The 16,609-nt window shown below is 35.3% G+C and carries 11 protein-coding genes; 7 read left to right on the forward strand and 4 right to left on the reverse strand.

The features are described 5' to 3' along the window. Positions 1–192: 192 nt before the first annotated feature. The 4 genes from ACJJVN_RS12490 to ACJJVN_RS12505 form a co-directional block, all read right to left on the reverse strand. The gene (locus ACJJVN_RS12490; protein ID WP_405378439.1) at positions 193–519 is read right to left on the reverse strand and encodes a hypothetical protein; all 327 of its coding nucleotides are present in this window, start codon (positions 517–519) and stop codon (positions 193–195) included. Positions 520–597: 78 nt separating this feature from the next. Beyond that, complete coding sequence (locus ACJJVN_RS12495) at positions 598–6,123, reverse strand: alpha-2-macroglobulin family protein (RefSeq protein ID WP_405378441.1); 5,526 nt, start codon at positions 6,121–6,123, stop codon at positions 598–600. 383 nt (positions 6,124–6,506) lie between these two features. Further along, positions 6,507–7,121, reverse strand: a complete 615-nt coding sequence (locus ACJJVN_RS12500; protein ID WP_405378443.1) for a hypothetical protein — start codon at positions 7,119–7,121, stop codon at positions 6,507–6,509. A gap of 208 nt (positions 7,122–7,329) precedes the next feature. Further along, a complete protein-coding gene (locus tag ACJJVN_RS12505; protein WP_405378445.1) occupies positions 7,330–9,474 on the reverse strand; it encodes a TonB-dependent receptor in 2,145 nt (714 codons plus the stop codon). A 278-nt stretch (positions 9,475–9,752) separates the two neighbouring features. Here ACJJVN_RS12505 and ACJJVN_RS12510 point away from each other — a divergent pair, with 278 nt between their 5' ends. From ACJJVN_RS12510 to ACJJVN_RS12540, 7 genes are all read left to right on the forward strand, one after another. After that, positions 9,753–11,615: a M1 family aminopeptidase gene (locus ACJJVN_RS12510; protein WP_405378447.1), complete on the forward strand. Its 1,863-nt coding sequence runs from the start codon at positions 9,753–9,755 to the stop codon at positions 11,613–11,615. A gap of 168 nt (positions 11,616–11,783) precedes the next feature. Continuing rightward, complete coding sequence (gene rnpA, locus ACJJVN_RS12515; protein ID WP_405378449.1) at positions 11,784–12,179, forward strand: ribonuclease P protein component; 396 nt, start codon at positions 11,784–11,786, stop codon at positions 12,177–12,179. After that, the gene (locus ACJJVN_RS12520) at positions 12,166–12,825 is read left to right on the forward strand and encodes a hypothetical protein (RefSeq protein ID WP_405378451.1); all 660 of its coding nucleotides are present in this window, start codon (positions 12,166–12,168) and stop codon (positions 12,823–12,825) included. Before rnpA ends, ACJJVN_RS12520 begins: the two co-directional genes overlap by 14 nt. 120 nt (positions 12,826–12,945) lie before the next feature. Further along, the gene (locus ACJJVN_RS12525) at positions 12,946–14,589 is read left to right on the forward strand and encodes a S41 family peptidase (RefSeq protein WP_405378453.1); all 1,644 of its coding nucleotides are present in this window, start codon (positions 12,946–12,948) and stop codon (positions 14,587–14,589) included. Next, entirely contained in the window at positions 14,589–15,677 is a 1,089-nt protein-coding gene (locus tag ACJJVN_RS12530; protein WP_405370127.1) for an OmpA family protein, read from the forward strand. Before ACJJVN_RS12525 ends, ACJJVN_RS12530 begins: the two co-directional genes overlap by 1 nt. 58 nt (positions 15,678–15,735) lie before the next feature. Beyond that, positions 15,736–16,068, forward strand: coding sequence for an ArsR/SmtB family transcription factor (locus ACJJVN_RS12535; RefSeq protein ID WP_405370126.1), 333 nt, complete (start codon positions 15,736–15,738; stop codon positions 16,066–16,068). A 52-nt stretch (positions 16,069–16,120) separates the two neighbouring features. After that, positions 16,121–16,594 carry a DUF6428 family protein gene (locus ACJJVN_RS12540; protein ID WP_405378455.1) on the forward strand — a complete coding sequence of 158 codons (474 nt, stop codon included), beginning with the start codon at positions 16,121–16,123 and terminating at the stop codon, positions 16,592–16,594. Positions 16,595–16,609: the final 15 nt, after the last annotated feature.

Raw genomic sequence — 16,609 nt, forward strand, 5'->3', positions numbered from 1 at the left:
TCACCAGAGCTATCAGTAAAATGATTTTATATTTTTTCATAAGCTTCTCGATATTATTTAGACAATGCCGAGAAAAATACTTGGCATGTCAAATGTAAAAAATGGTTGTCAAACTGAGAACTTCGATAAACTCAGTACCAGCTTGTCGAAGTTGGTTTAGAAATCGAGATTTAAACTCGTCTTCGACAAAGCTCAGACTGACAAATGAATAATTAAATTTAATAGTTTATTTATTGCAACCCATAAGTCATCTTGATCACATGTGTATTCATCTATGATTCCATTTGAGACGTATTTAGAGATATTAAACCCTTCTTCTATGTCATTATACCAAATGATATGTTTTCTATGAATTGCAACAACCCAAAAACCATTTCCTTTCTCTCCACATTCTATTTCTTGCCATTTCTCTGGCTTTATCTTAATTTCATTCCAAAATTCTAATTTTTGAGAATTTAATATTGAAATAGATTTTAGAATCTCATCATCTATTTCTTTTCTTGTAATAGGACTCCACATCTTTTTTAATTGATATACTTTATTTTATCAAACCCCAAAGGTTTTAAAAGCCTTTGGGGTTTGCTTTTACTAGATACATTACCTCACTACTTCAATCCACTGCCCTTTATTACGGACTATATAATCTGCGTCATACATCGCTTCACATTGTAAGCCTGGTAGATAGTACTTACCTAAGTAACTTGCATTGATAGTGGTTTTAAAAGTGAGAGTTTCTTTACCTTTTAAATCAAAGTAATAATTGACACGATCATCTCTTATGTCTGTGTAATCTATACTGCTGTTAGTTTCTTGTGCTCCATAATCTGTAAATCGAGTATTCACAATTTCCCAACCAGATGGTAAAATCTGAGTAAGTGCTACATCTTCTATTCTAGAACCGGTGGTGTTAGTAATAGTAGTTACTGCAGTAATTTCTGTTCCTTGAGTCACCTTACTTACATCTACCGTATTTCCATCTTTATCGGTATAGGTAATGGTAGCTTTTAAATTACTTTGTGCTGTTTTTTCAGTCCCAACTGGTAATTTACCTGTCATAGCATTGGTGATGAAAATCGTGTTACTACCGGTGTTTTTTACGGTAACGGTTGTTTGATTTTCGTCTATATCTAGATTGCGATTTGCTATGCTTTTTATACTAGAAACTGAATTGGTTTTTCCCTTAAAAGTATATTCTACGTTAACGCCTTTACCACCTATGTGGTTTGCATATTTACTGATAGCAATAAAACTATAAGCTAGTGCTTGCGTGTTATAATAACGGTCAGAATCTAAGTTTCTAGCCATTTCTTCCATAAGTTTTCTGGCACGCTCATCCTTTTTCATGATCGTATAGGTTTCTAACGCCATTGCACGATTACGTTGTGGAGATCCATAGGTTCTATAATCGTATTTCTTAGGTTGAAAATCTATATTACTCTTTGAAAGAAGCTCTTCAGCAGCCTTGTTCTGACCTACTAATGCATATGCTGCAGCTAGTCTCAACTTACTATCGTTAGAAAGGTTTGCGTTTTCGCGTAAGCGGTTCATAGAAGATAAATCTGGTGCTCCTGCTACTGCTAGAGTGTATAATCTATAGGCTTGGTACAAGTCATTGTGATTGTTATAACGCCATTGTTTTGCCACTCTTTTTTGATAAGCAATCCAGTTAGATTTGAACGAAATAGGAACTGTATAACCAGCTTTTTCGGCCTCGATAATGAAGTGTCCTGCATAGGTTGTACCCCAGTCATTTACACTACCACTGCCTGGCCAGTAAGAGAAACCACCGTTTGCTTTTTGGTAGTAACCTAATTTATTTATCGCTGCCTTTATATTAGAACTGATTTCTTTTTGCTGATTGCTATTTAAATCAATCACGCTGGCAAGGTGCAGTTGTGGAAATGCTGCACTAGTCGTTTGCTCTACACAACCATGTGGATAACGTATTAAGTAATTTAATCGTTTACCTATATTCATAGCTGGTAAACTAGAGAACGAGATAGTAGAAGCGTTGCTTCCTTTAGTTCCAAAAGGTTTTACTGCAATAGTAGCTGTTTCTCCTACTTTAAGGATTGCTTTTTCTGAAATCGTACTGTATGGATTTGGGTTGACCACATCTATTTCTGTCTCATAAGCAGCCGTCTCTCCATTTCCTCTAGCAGAGAGTTTTAATTTAGCTATTCCAGATGCATTCTTAACTTTTACATCAAAATAAGCGATTTGATCACCAGTTTCTGTAAATTTTAATTGCTGTGTATTGCCATTTAATAACTCAAAGAATGGTGAGTTTTCTAAGGTCACTTTTACGTCTTTTACCTTATCATCCATTGCAAAAATGGTAACCGGTAATTTTACTGTTTCTCCAGGTGACAGCTTTCGCGGAAGCGATGCCAGCATCATTAATGGTTTCTTTACTGGAGTCGCAACCTCGGCACTACCGTAGGCTTCAGTACGGTCATTACCAGCTACTACCATCGTGCGAACAGAACCTACATATTGAGGTATGTTAATAGTGTGCGTTTTTTTCTCGCCTGGTTGAAGTGTAAATGGTCCTAAGTGAATGACCATAGGTTTAAATCTATTTGCTTTCTTAGCCTTAGAAGCTGCTGCGCTACCATCACCACCTATGGCAAATGCCGCATCTATACGACCACCATAAGCACCGATAACATCGTCAAAGATGTCCCAAGTCTTTACTCCTAGCGCCTCACGTGCAAAGAACGTGTCCCATGCGTTAGGTGTTTTAAAGTTAGTTAAATCTAGTAATCCTTCATCTACAACAGCCAGTGTATAGGTCATTGCTTTGTTATTTTTCTCACTTACAGTAACCTTAGCGCTAGTTTTAGGCGCTAGTTCTTTAGGCATCTTAATTTGTGGTTCTAGATGCGTTGCCGCATTTTCTACTAATAATGGTATGACACCATACATTCTCAATGGAAGATCGTTTGCCGTTTGTTCATGCGGTTGTAGGTAAGTAATATGGACGTACACATTAGGAACATACAGATTATTGAGCGGTATGCTTACCTCTGTTTGTTTGTCTTTAGTTTCTGCCCATTGTGCGTCTAGAACTTCGGTTCCATTCTCTACGGTGATTAATGCACGACCACCTGCGGTAGACGGGAATGTGATTTTTGCGTTCTCTCCTACTTTATAGGTTTTCTTATCTGCATTAAATATTAACATAGATGCCATTTCTGGATCTACTTTACGGCTTTTTCCTGCCCAACCTGGCCAGTCTACATAAATAATTTTACCGGTAGAATGTCCTGATTCTGGATCATAAACGCGCACTAAATATCTTCCCCATTCTGGATATTTAAGTGAGAATTTAAAGGTTCCTTTACCGCTAGAGTTGGTATTTATCGTGTTGTTATACACTTCTTCTCGGTATTCCTGAGCTTCATATCTAGAAAGGCTACCTGACTGAGATTGCCACCACCAGCGCCAGTTTACTTTATAAACTTTTACCTCAAGATTTTGAGTCGCCTTAGGGTTACCGCTTTGATCTACAGTTACTACATCAAATTTATGATCTGTATCTGTAAGTAGCATTCCTCTTTGCTTGTCTCCTGGTGGCACATCGATACCTACATAAGTATCATAAGGAGAATAGGTTTTAGTAGTCACATTTGTACTGAAGTCTCCACCGTTTTCATACACCTTAGTAAGGAAACTCGCTTTTAACATTCCTGGAGCTTGAGAATCCATGTTAGGTTCAAAATCAAAACTAGCGTTACCACTTTGATCTAACTGACCATCAAAAATCTCTGATTCTTGAAGATCAAAATATCTTGATGGATCATCAAAAACATAGCTCTCATACTTTTTGAAACTTGTGGTAGTTGCATAATACTTTCCTGTTACATTTGCTTTAAGACCTTTGGCAATAGCACCGTGCAACCACATACCATTTAAAGAACCGTATACATTATCTCCGGACTTAATTATTTCTTGATCAAAAAATAGTTTCACCTTTAAACGGTTGGGTTTAATGGTTTCTATTTTAAATGTTTTATTAAAAGTAACACCACCTACCTCAACTTTTGCATTCCAGTTTCCTGTCGGCGCATTATCATCTGTTTTTAAGTCAAACTGGTAGAAGTTATTTAATCCATTTTTTTGCACATCACTATGCGTGATTTTACCATTAGGATCTCTTAATTCTAATTTTATAGGATGACCGTTAGGTAATTTATTATCGGCATCATTAAGCATAAAGGTGAGGTAAATATTATCACCAGGGCGCCACACGCCTCTTTCTCCATAGATGTAACCTTTAATTCCTTTACTTAATTTTTTACCAGAAGTATCAAATTTACTTACCGACAGTGCATGACCGTCATCCAGTTTTACATAACCATATTGATTATTATAAGTAACCTGTGCAAAGTATGCTGGTTTATCTAGTCTTATGTCTAATAACCCTTGATTATCTGTGCGTGAACTAGCTATCTCTTGTTGTTGAAAGTTATATAATTTTACCTGTGCACCACCTAAAGGTCTGGTAGTAATAATATCATTTACTGCTATTAAATAACTGTTATCATCTCCTTTTTTAACGGTTATACCTAAATCACTTGCTAGGACATTTGTACTAACTGATTTATTTCTATAGAAAGAATGAGAGCATGGATCTTCACGATCTCTCCAGTTATAATCATAATAACCGTACTCGTCATCATAATAATAGTTTTGTGCACTATCCCAACTGCTAGCCTCAAAGGAATCGTCGTAATCTATTTCTTCTACTTCTGGTTGATTCTCTGCCGTGTATTCACATTTATAAGCACTGTATGCTAGCTTATATTTAAACTCTACTCTATAAATAGCTCCAGGATCTGGAGCGATCACCTCACTAAGGTCTACAGAATATGTATTCCATTTATTTACATCGTTACCTGTTGCTTTAATATCTATTACTTTGCGAGCAACTGGTCTACCTACATTACGTAGATTACCTGTAGAACCTATATTATTGTTCTGTAAAAACTGAAGTACGTTATTATTAAATACTTTATAAACCCAAACGTCTACTGCATTAAGATTAACCGCCTTAAAATTAATTTTTGAATTTTGAGAAGACGGTAAAATTGTTCCCGATCTCACTAGTTTTACTTCTGGATTTACTTGTTCAAAAGCAATGAAGCTAGAAAAGCCATTTTTAAGTTTATAACCAGCCACGCTAGAAATACCTGTAAAAACCTCAACCTTTTTAGAACCAGTAACCGTTTTTGAAGGGTATACCTTTAGTTCATTACCATTACTTTCAAATTTCATTTTATCAACACCTTCTATCTGGATCATTCCATCTAGATTTTGTCCCTTTTTTATAGGATCAGAAAAGTTGATTAAAATGTACTGTACATCTCCATTAACTAGTTCAATATCGGTTACAGAAAAACTGTTTTTACCAGGTAGTGTAATCGTGTTATTACCTTTATCGGCGACGCCTATACTATTTCCATTCCATGAAATTTCTACTTCACCATCTTCTACAGGTCGTTGTATACTATCTATTTTAAATTCAAAATATTTACCGAGTGCCGTTGAGTTAGGAAATTTTACCGCTAGATTTTTACCATTTAATGTTGCAGTAACTAACTTCTTTGCATTTTCTAAATCCATGATATCACTAGAGCGTATGGTTCCATTGATATATTGATAATCGCTTTGATAACTTCCTACAGGATCTGTACCTACAATAAAGTCTTGAGCAATGGTTTTAAAATTAAAAGTAAACTCTTTTAAATCGTCACTTACCTCTCTTACTTTATCCAGCTTAAACTTCACCTCATATTCCGTATCTTCTTTTAAAGGTTTTTCTGGTAAAAAAGATACCGTTTGTGCATCTAGAACCGTTAATTTACCAGAAGTACTAGGATTTAATTTCACCCAACTAGCATCTAATTCTTTGCCTACAGTCCACCCTTCTACAGGTTCGGTTAATTTGATAACGATAGGTTCTCTAGTAGAAATTACATGATCAGAAACCTGACTGACGTATTCCCTAAATTTGAACAATTCATTTTGTTGTTCTTGGAGTTTTTCTTCGTCAGTTTTTGTGTTACAAGAAGCTAGAATAAGCAACGAAAACAGGAATAGAAATGCTTTTTTGATCAAAATAGGTTGGTAATTAGTGGTTAGTTGAGAATTTCTATAAAATTATAGAAACTAATTGAGGTGCAACTAGATAACGCACAGTAATTTTAAAATATTTTGTTTTCTAACTAATAAATTGATTTAGTAGAGATTCGCTTTCGCGAAAGCGGGAATTGATTAGCGATATCTGATTTTTGATTTTTTTACTCAACCGCAAACACCCTTTGTCCTGCGGACATTTCCCTCGAGGGAAAGCCTGAATATAGAGCTAAGGCGATAAGATTAAAAAGTACCGTCTCTGAATATCGCTGAGACTAACAATGCCTGTGAAACCTATTTAAAAAAGAAAAATGCCAAGAGGAACACTTGGCATTTTAAAATAGATTCAATAAATTTTTAGGTACTTACTCACATTCCTTTTTTGCATCTAGTGCACCGCTTCTACCCCAGCTAGGGTTAAAACCAGTTGGCTTTTCATTTTCAAATAATGTGATGGCTTTATCAATCTCACCGCAATAAGGAGTAATATCTTTACCGAAGAATTTTGCACTACCCATTAACCATCGCGCTCTATTACTTATTACTCTTGGGTTTTCTGGAGCTATTTGAATCGCTTTTTCATAAATCGCATTAGTCTCACCAGACAGTTTCATACCATAAACACGGCTGTCGTATTGAATCCAACAGGTGTTTAACATACCTTGTAAGACCATTATTTCTGGGTTGTTTTCAGATAACAACTCTGCATCATTTATAAATTCTTGCGCCTTGTTCATGGTTAATAAAGTTTGCTCTTTAGGATTATTACCCCAAGAACCATTGATATTACATAGCGCTGCATAGTATGATGGCAACCAGTTTTCTTTTTCGGCTTTTGCGACACGTTCAAATTGTTGTGATGCTGCCTGTAAATCTGTTTGCATTAATTCCAGTCCTTTTTTCATGGCTTTTTCATATCCAGATTGTGCGGTAAGAGTTAATGTGAAAAACAAAATTAAAGTAGTAGCTATAGTTCTCATAATAAATAATTTACTTGATTTATGATACAATGATAATGGTGATCTCGCTTTCGCGAAAGCGGAACAAACCCAACTGTAAAAACTAGTATCTGAATTGTTGTTTTGACAATTTTATTCCACCGCAAACACCCTTTGCCTATCGGCATTTCCCTCGAGGGAAAATAAGAATTGGGTGTTTGTGATTTGTAAATACTGATTTCGTTAATTCTTAAAGGTTATCCAACTGATTATCGCTACCGCCTATGGTCCAAAAGAAACCTACAAAGAAGAAACGGTCTGCTGCCTGGCCTATCGTACGACGGTTAAACTGTCCTTGAACATCTGCAGTATTACTATATTGATAACCAAAAACGTTATCTCTACCCAACACATTTGAAACTGAGAAGTATAAAATCTTTTGTTGATCAATAAGGTAGGCCCAATTAAAATTAAGGCTTTGGAACGAGCTGGTTTTATCGTTTAAGAAACCTGTCTTATTTGCATTAGTAAATGGACGGCCGCTGGAATAATTAAAGGTGGCTCCTATTTGAGATTGTAGGTCTTCTATCCAGTATTTAGTCACCAGACTGAAGTTATGGTCTGTAGCAAAATTAGGTGTCGCCTCTACAGGATAATTACGGAACTGTCGTTGCGTATCTAAATAAGAGTAACTTAACCAATAATCTAGATTTTTAATAGATTTCTCATCTCTCCAGAATAGATCTAATCCAGCGGCATAACCGTCACCATCGTTACTTAAATCGCTATCAAATTGTACACGAGTCGTGTCGTATGTTAATAGCTGATCGTATTTTTTATAATAAGCCTCTGCTCTAAACATGCGATCGTTCTTTTTAAAAAGAAAGTTTGCGATATAATGTTGGGCGTTTTCTGGCTGGAGTTCTTTGTCATACTGCTGCACATTATTTTGAGCAGATTGATAAAAATTACCATATGCTAGTGAGAATTGTGAAGATGGATTGATACTCACCGCAGCGCTTAATCTTGGTGACACTTTAAATTGATCACTGGCTCCATAATAGTCGCCACGTAAACCTGCTTTAAAGGCGAGATCTTTAGAAACAAAAACCTCAGCCTCTGTAAAAGCACCGGTTATTCCATGATTAATACCGGTTTCAAAAGTGTCGTTTTCCATTAACACATCTTCCTTATAATTAATAAGAAACTGTTCTACACCCATGTTGATTTTAAAGTAATTATTGTATCGTTTTTGCAATTTAAATTTAGCATGCAGTGCATTTTCTGCAGCATCTATTTTTGTGGTTTCTATGGTCATGTCATTATTATCATGTGCTAGACTTAAACTTGTTTCTATATTCCAACTATCTGATAAATAACCGTTATAATTTAAATTACCATAATAATTTCTATTTCTTAATCCAAAATAGAAGCCTTCTTCTACATCTACATCTTCTTGAATCAATGCTAGATCACTATAGGAATATGCACTGTATGCTTTAAAAAGTCCTTTATCAAATTGATGTCTAAAAACAGCTTCGGCATTAAGAGACTGATAGGGTTTTTCAAATTGATTATTCTGGGGAACCAACTCATTATACGGAGCTAGGTTAATGTATTGGGCATTTAAACTAATGCTGTTTTTACCCCAAATTTTTGTGTTGCCCAAATTAGCTCCTAAACTCATGATTCCTATTTCGGTTTTTTCTTCTTTGGGCACATCGTTTGTATTTAAGAGTAATACACTAGAAAGCGCGTCCCCATACTCTGCGCTATAACCACCGGTAGAAAATGAAATACCGTCAAATAAGAACGGTGAGAAACGACCACGTGTAGGAATGTTACCAGTAGTAGGTGTAAAGGGTCTGAAAACACGAGCACCATCGATAAAAATTTGGGTTTCTTCTGCACTACCACCACGTACAAAAAGGCGGCCGTCTTCTGCATTATTAGATGTTCCCGGTAGGGTCTGTAATGCACCTACAAAATCGCCCACCGCACCAGCCGTAGTAACTATATCTAACGGTTTTAAAACACTGGCCTTAGAACTATCTCCTGCACTGAAACTTCCTGCGCTTAGGACTACGGTGTTTAATGCGTTTAAGCTTTCGCGAAAGCGTAATTTTAAACCCACCATATCTACTATAAGAGCTTCTAATCTATAATCTTCATAACCTATATAGCTGGCAATTAATATTCCTGTTGAAGTTTCTTCTGTAGAAAATGAGAATTTTCCTTCGATGTCTGTAGTAGTACCGTCATAAGTACCTTCTAGGTAAACATTTACACCCATAACAGGTTGTTTTTCTTCATCTAGTACAATACCTGAAACAGTAGTTTGCGCAAAAGTAAAAGAGGCAATTAATAGACAAATAATCGAGAAAAGCGTTTTCATATCTTGTGGTTTGATAAAACAAACTTGCGACCGATCAAGGCTTTTTAAAATTAAGGATGACTGAATTGTAGAATTTTGAGAATGGGTTGTAAAAAGGAAGTTGAAGTAAACAGGTCATTGTTCTAGATAGCAGCACTGCTTCAATCTATCATGAAAATGAAACTATGTATTTTACAACAGAGCAATCAAATCAAAAATATGCTGTCGTTAATCATTTTTAAACTTCCAATTCGAGTTCAGTTACGTTATCCTTATCTTAGCAACATTAAAATTATCTCATGAAAAAAATAGCTTTGATTCTTACAGCTGCTATTGCACTAGCAGGTTGTAGTTCTTCTAAAAATGTAGTCTCTAGTCAGGACGCTAGTTCTGGTACGTACTGGCAGCAACATGTTAATTATGACATGGATGTAAATATGGATGTGGACCGTTATCAATATACTGGTAAGCAAAAACTGGTTTATACTAACAATTCTCCAGAGACACTAGATCGTGTGTATTATCATTTATTTTTTAACGCTTTCCAGCCAGGTAGTGAGATGGATGTACGTTCTCGCACTATTGCAGACCCTGATAGAAGAGTAGGTTCTCGCATTGCGGCATTAGAACCTAATGAAATAGGTTATTTACATGTAAGCAACATGACACAAGATGGTCAGGCTGTACTTGCAGACGAAGAAGGAACTGTACTGGTTGTAAAACTAGCAAAGTCTCTTGCTCCAGGTGAGTCTACTACACTAGAATTAGATTTTAATGGTCAGGTTCCTGTACAAGTAAGAAGAAGTGGACGTAATAATAAAGAAGGTGTTGCGCTTTCTATGACACAGTGGTATCCTAAAATGGCCGAATTTGATAAATACGGTTGGAATACCAGTCCTTATATAGGTCGTGAATTTCACGGTGTTTGGGGAGATTTTGATGTAGAACTTACTATCGATAAAGATTATACCGTAGGTGGAACTGGTTACTTACAAAATGCTAAAGAAATAGGTCATGGTTATGACAAGGCAAATTCTGGTCCTGCAAAAAGTAAAGATGGAAAATTAAAATGGCACTTTAAAGCACCACAAGTACATGACTTTGCATGGGGAGCAGATAAAGATTTTATACACGATATCTATAAAGGAGCAAATGGAGTAGATCTTCATTTTTTCTACAAGGATAATGAAGCGATCAAAGAGAATTGGAAAAAATTACAACCTAAGACTAACGAGTTCTTAAAGTATTTTAATGAGCATGTAGGTGATTATCCTTACAAGCAATATTCTGTTATACAAGGTGGTGATGGTGGTATGGAGTATGCTATGTGTACTTTAATTACAGGAGAGCGCAGTTTTGGTAGTCTTGCTGGTGTTACAGCTCATGAATTTGCACACTCATGGTTCAACCATATTCTTGCAACTAACGAGTCTAAAGACGAGTGGATGGACGAAGGTTTTACTACTTATATTTCTAACTATGCAATGAATGCTGTTTTTAATGAAGGTAAAGAAAATCCTAACTCTGGTTCTTATAGAGGTTATATAGGTCTTGCAAATTCTGGTAAAGAGCAACCACAAACTACTCATGCAGATCGTTATGCATATAACGCAGCATACGGTACAACAGCTTATTCTAAAGGTGCTGTTTTTATGGCACAATTAGGTTATGTAGTAGGTGATGATGTACGTGATGATATTATCAAAGAATATTACAATACATGGAAATTTAAGCATCCAGATCCTAATGACTTTAAAAGAGTTGCAGAGCGTGTAAGTGGTTTTGACCTAGAATGGTACTTAAGAGACTGGACTATGACTACAAATACTATCGATTACTCTGTAGAAAACATGAGTACACTAGATGGTGTAGATGTCATTACTTTTAAAAGAAATGGATTAATGCCTATGCCACTAGATGTAGAGGTAACTATGAATGACGGTAGTAAAAAAATGTATTACATACCATTATCTGAGATGCGTGGTGAGAAGAAAGTAGCTAGAAATGTAACTACTGTTGCAGACTGGGCTTGGGCATACCCAACCTATGATCTAGAATTAGACGGTGTTGATATGAAAAACATAAGAAGTGTCACCATAGACCCTAAAGGAATGATGGCCGATGTGAATAAAGAAAATAATACCTGGCAACTAGAAGAATAGATTTCAGTTAACAGTCGCAGTTTTCAATAGGCAGTCTTTTTAAAGGCTGCCTATTTTGTTTCCTATTATTCTAAACACTCGCGGTATACGCATCTTTTATGGCTAGAGTAGGTAAACCATCTTATCCATTCACCCATTAACAAACTCAAAGACTATATTTGCAGCGCTATGAAATTAACCCTAGGCAGAAATAAAAAATTAAAAAGCAAAAAGGCTACAGATTTAATTTTCAGTGATGGAAAATCATTGAGAAAAGGGCCTTTGCGTGTCGTTTATTTCATAGAGCCTACCACTGCAACACAACATCAAGTAGGAGTGAGCGTAGGAAAACGTTTCTTTAAAAGTGCCGTAGACCGTAATCGTGTAAAACGATTAATGCGTGAATCTTATAGACTGCATCAAGAGTTATTACCTGTAACAAATGGTGTCCATTTAAAGGCTATGTTTATATTTCAATCTGGTAAAATGCCTGATTATGAATATGTTGAGCAATTAACTAAAAAGCTTTTAAAAGAGTTGAATAAAAAGATTACTAACCTAAGTATGGGTGATGCAACTACATGAAAATGTAAAATACACTAAAACCTTAGAAATAATACTTCTATTCATCTCTACTGCACTTGTGCTTTTAGGGCTCCTTTTCATTTTATCTCAATTTATAAGTGATGTAAAATCATCTGTGCTTATCGCATGCATATTTGCTATATCCTATTTGATTCTTATTAATAAGAAATTCATTGTGAAAAAATCTCATTTCAAATTAACAAGTAAAAGTTTGGAATGGGATAAAAACATTGTTGAATTTAAAGACATCAAATATTACAAAATCCACTGGATGAAAGGAGCTGGGATAAAATTTAAACTAAAAAGCGGAAAAGTAATACGATTGAGTTGCAATGATAATTTCTGTGATTCTAATGCATTTGTTACTCTTTGCCATGAGGTTGATTCTAAACTAGAAAAATTTGAAGGTGTCATTAGAAAAAAATCGTTTTTTGAAACAAAATGGGGATTCTATTTTGCTATTGTATTGACTGTTTTATTCCTGGTAATATTAGTCTTTAAAATAGTTAGTAAAGATCAATTCAATGCAGGAAATATTGGGCTTATGTTAGTTGGGCTTATTACTATCTGGAGTGGAGTTTTATGGAATAAAAAAGTAATAAGCTCTCCTTACATATTACTTAACTCACAGCATTTTATTCCCTAATATTGATGGCACTAACCTTGCGTACAATTGTTTAAAATAAGTGTCGTTAGTAACTATTATGGTGTTTCTTACTATTTATCCTATATTTAATGCACCTTACTTGAGCCACAAATAAAGAAGATGAGTCAAAAGATTAATATAAAAAGACAGATCCTGCTACCTATCGCTGCAGCTGGATTATTATTTACTACAGCTAGTTTTCAAAACGATTTTTTTGAAATCGCAAAGCAGATTGAGATTTTTACAGAAATGTATAAACAACTCAATATGAACTATGTGGATGACACAAATCCAGCAGACCTTATGGATAATGCCATAGAAGGAATGTTAGAAGGACTAGATCCATATACCGTATACTGGACAGAGCAAGAGGTAGAAAAATCAAAAATAAACCGCCGTGGTTCTTACACCGGTATAGGTGCAAACGTGCGTACTAAAGAAGATAAAATTACCATCATTGAGCCTTGGAAAGACTATCCAGCAGATAAAGCTGGACTTAAAGCAGGTGATGACATCATAGAAATAGATGGTGTAAAGATTAAAGATTATAAAGAAAACGCTGGTGATTTGTTAAAAGGATCTGCCGGGACAGAGCTTAGTATTACCTACACACGCCAGGGAAAAAATAAAACCACAACACTTAAAAGAGAAGGTGTAGAGGTAAATGCCGTACCGTTTTATGAAATGGCAACACCAGAAATAGGCTATGTGGTCTTATCTAAGTTTAATGAAAAAGCATCTAGAGAGACTAAGGCTGCTATAAAAGAATTAAAAGAAAAAGGTGCTACTAAAGTTATTCTTGATTTAAGAGGTAATCCAGGTGGATTATTAAGTGAGGCTGTAAATGTTTCTAACCTTTTTATTCCCAAAGGGAAACTAATCACCAGCACACAATCTGTTGTTTCTAAATATAATAGAACATATCTTACTAAGCGCAGTGAAGAATTTGAAGGTATGAAAGTAGCCGTACTTATTAATGGTCGTAGTGCCAGTGCCAGTGAGATAGTAAGTGGTAGTATACAAGATTATGATCGTGGTGTGGTTATAGGTGCAAGAAGTTTTGGTAAAGGACTTGTACAACGTCCTAAACCACTTTCTTATGGTACACAGGTTAAGATTACCATTTCTAGATATTACACACCTAGTGGTCGTTGCATACAGGCACTAGACTACTGGAATCGTGATGAAAATGGAGATGCTGTACGAACTAAAAAAGAAGATTATAAAGCCTTTAAGACCGTAAACAGCGGCCGTACAGTTTATGATGGTGGTGGTGTAGAACCAGACATTAATATAGAGTCTGCAGTGTATTCACCTATTACAACAGCACTTCTTAAAGAAAATTCCATATTTGATTATGCTACAGAGTATTATTATAAGCATCAATTTAATTCTATGGACGAGATTCAGTTCACAGATGCAGATTTTCAAGAGTTTGTAACATGGATAGAAAAACGTGGTTTTGAATTTGAGACGGTTACAGAGTCCGCTTTCGCGAAAGCGTACCAAACAGCAGCAAATGAAGAACTAGATGATGATATTAAGAACTCTTATGAGATCATGCTAGAAAACATCAAGACAGCAAAAAAGAAAGAAGTAGTAGATAAAAAAGCCGAAATTAAAAGTCTACTTACCGACGAGATTGTGAAGAGATACTTCTATAAAGAAGGCCTTTACAATTACCAGATCAAATACAATCCAGAAATAAGAGCAGCCATAGAAGTCCTTAATGATGAGGGAAAATACAATCGCATACTCAAATAATGAATTTTAGAAAACTAGTAACTCCATTTTTTTTATTCCTTGCCCTAGTAAGTACAGCCCAACTTACAGAAACACATTCTGTATACTTTGATCTAGATAAAGATCAGTTTCCATTTACCGAAGGAAAACAACTCAATTCCTTCTTTGATGACCTGTTATATAAACCGCTCCTAGATGTAAAAATATTAGGTTATTGCGACGATCGTGGTTCTTATGAATATAACCTAGATCTATCTAATAGACGTGTAGAGACCGTTTCTAAATGGTTACAAGAACATTCTATTACTATAGAACATATTTCTAAAACCATAGAAGGTCGTGGAGAGGTAGCTCTAGAAGAAGGCTCTGAAGAGTTATCCATAGAAGATGAGCGTGCTCAAAACCGCAGGGTAGATATTATATTCTCGCTTAAAGAAAGTATAACGCAACGCCTAGAAATAAAGAAATTAAATAAAAGTGATCTTACTACTAGTGAGGCAGTAGAGATAAAGACCTATGAAAAGAAAGTGGTAAAGGCTGTCTTAAAAGATGAAAAAAGCACCGTTGCCATTCCTGTATCAAAGAATTCTAAAACAACACCTCAAGAAAAAGTAAAAGAAACTGCACCGGTAGAACCTACAGAAAGTATAGATGATGAGTATCTAGATATACCTACAAATCTAGATCCGCCGGTGGATAATACACAAGAACCTTTTAAATCCCTACTAAGTAAAAACCTTAAAAAAGGTCAAGTTATTAGGTTAGAAAACATCTTATTTTACAAAGGTAGATCTACTGTCCTAGAAGAATCACAACCGCTTCTAGATCGTGTTGCAGAAATTCTTGTTGCACGTAAAGACATACATTTTGAAATACACGGTCATGTATGTTGTATCAACCCTGTATATAAAGATGCCTATAATCGAGACACAAAAAAGTCTAATCTATCTCATGATAGAGCAAAGGCTATCTTTTTTATTCTTAAGAAAAGTGGTGTCTCTTATGATAGAATGAAGTACAAGGGATTCGGTCGTACTAAGCCATTGGGCGGTATCGATAAGTTAGACCGTAGGGTAGAATTATATATTACTAAGATAGACGAACAGTAAATTTTTAATATAAATTATATCTAATTAGTTTTTATATCGTAATTTTACGATTAATATTATGGGAGTTACTAAAACCGAAAAATTTACCGAGCATCAAAATCAAGTGGCGCGTATGGCCAAAGCTCTTGCGCACCCTGCTAGAATAGCTATTTTAGAATATCTATTCTCCATAGATTCTTGTGTGTGTGGTGATATAGTAAATGAAATAGGTCTTGCACAACCCACAATATCACAACATTTAAAAGAATTAAAAACAGTAGGTTTAATAAAAGGTAATGTAGATGGTACGAGTGTATGTTATTGTATCCATCACGATAACTGGTTATTAATGAAAAATATGCTTTCTACTATTCTAGATTTAGATACTAAATCTATAGATAGTTGTTGCTAAAAAAAATTTACTATTATTAATCGTAATATTACAATAGATAAAAATTAAAAACATGAAAATATCAGAATTTAAAACAGTACTCGCAGCCCAAGAAACTATTAGTTTTCAACTACCAGATGGTAGCCTAGTTCCATCACATTTTCATGTGACAGAGGTAGGTAAAGTAATTAAGCATTTTATAGACTGCGGTGGTACAGAGCGATTAGAAACTGTAATTAACTTTCAGTTATGGGAAGCAAATGATTATGACCACAGACTTCACCCAGAAAAACTAGTTTCTATTATCGACCTTTCTCAAAACAAACTGGGGTTACCAGATGCAGAAATAGAGGTAGAGTACCAGGCTGGTACCATAGGTAAATATGGTATAGATTTTAATGGTACATCATTTTTACTAACTAATAAGCTAACTGACTGCCTTGCAAAAGACGCCTGCGGTATACCACAAGAAAAACCAAAATTAAAACTAATAGATGTACAGACAGACGCTCAAAATTCTTGCGCACCTGGTTCTGGATGTTGCTAAATTCATAAAAAATAG

The organism is Nonlabens sp. Asnod3-A02, assembly GCF_045063755.1.
GTDB classification, from domain to species: Bacteria; Bacteroidota; Bacteroidia; order Flavobacteriales; family Flavobacteriaceae; genus Nonlabens; species Nonlabens xylanidelens.

Bases quoted from the DNA above. Each gene is read 5' to 3' on its own strand.
- ACJJVN_RS12490 (WP_405378439.1), bottom strand. From the start codon at position 519: ATGTGGAGTCCTATTACAAGAAAAGAAATAGATGATGAGATTCTAAAA.
- ACJJVN_RS12500 (WP_405378443.1), bottom strand. From the start codon at position 7,121: ATGAGAACTATAGCTACTACTTTAATTTTGTTTTTCACATTAACTCTT.
- ACJJVN_RS12505 (WP_405378445.1), bottom strand. From the start codon at position 9,474: ATGAAAACGCTTTTCTCGATTATTTGTCTATTAATTGCCTCTTTTACT.
- ACJJVN_RS12510 (WP_405378447.1), top strand. From the start codon at position 9,753: ATGAAAAAAATAGCTTTGATTCTTACAGCTGCTATTGCACTAGCAGGT.
- rnpA (WP_405378449.1), top strand. From the start codon at position 11,784: ATGAAATTAACCCTAGGCAGAAATAAAAAATTAAAAAGCAAAAAGGCT.
- ACJJVN_RS12520 (WP_405378451.1), top strand. From the start codon at position 12,166: ATGCAACTACATGAAAATGTAAAATACACTAAAACCTTAGAAATAATA.
- ACJJVN_RS12525 (WP_405378453.1), top strand. From the start codon at position 12,946: ATGAGTCAAAAGATTAATATAAAAAGACAGATCCTGCTACCTATCGCT.
- ACJJVN_RS12530 (WP_405370127.1), top strand. From the start codon at position 14,589: ATGAATTTTAGAAAACTAGTAACTCCATTTTTTTTATTCCTTGCCCTA.
- ACJJVN_RS12535 (WP_405370126.1), top strand. From the start codon at position 15,736: ATGGGAGTTACTAAAACCGAAAAATTTACCGAGCATCAAAATCAAGTG.
- ACJJVN_RS12540 (WP_405378455.1), top strand. From the start codon at position 16,121: ATGAAAATATCAGAATTTAAAACAGTACTCGCAGCCCAAGAAACTATT.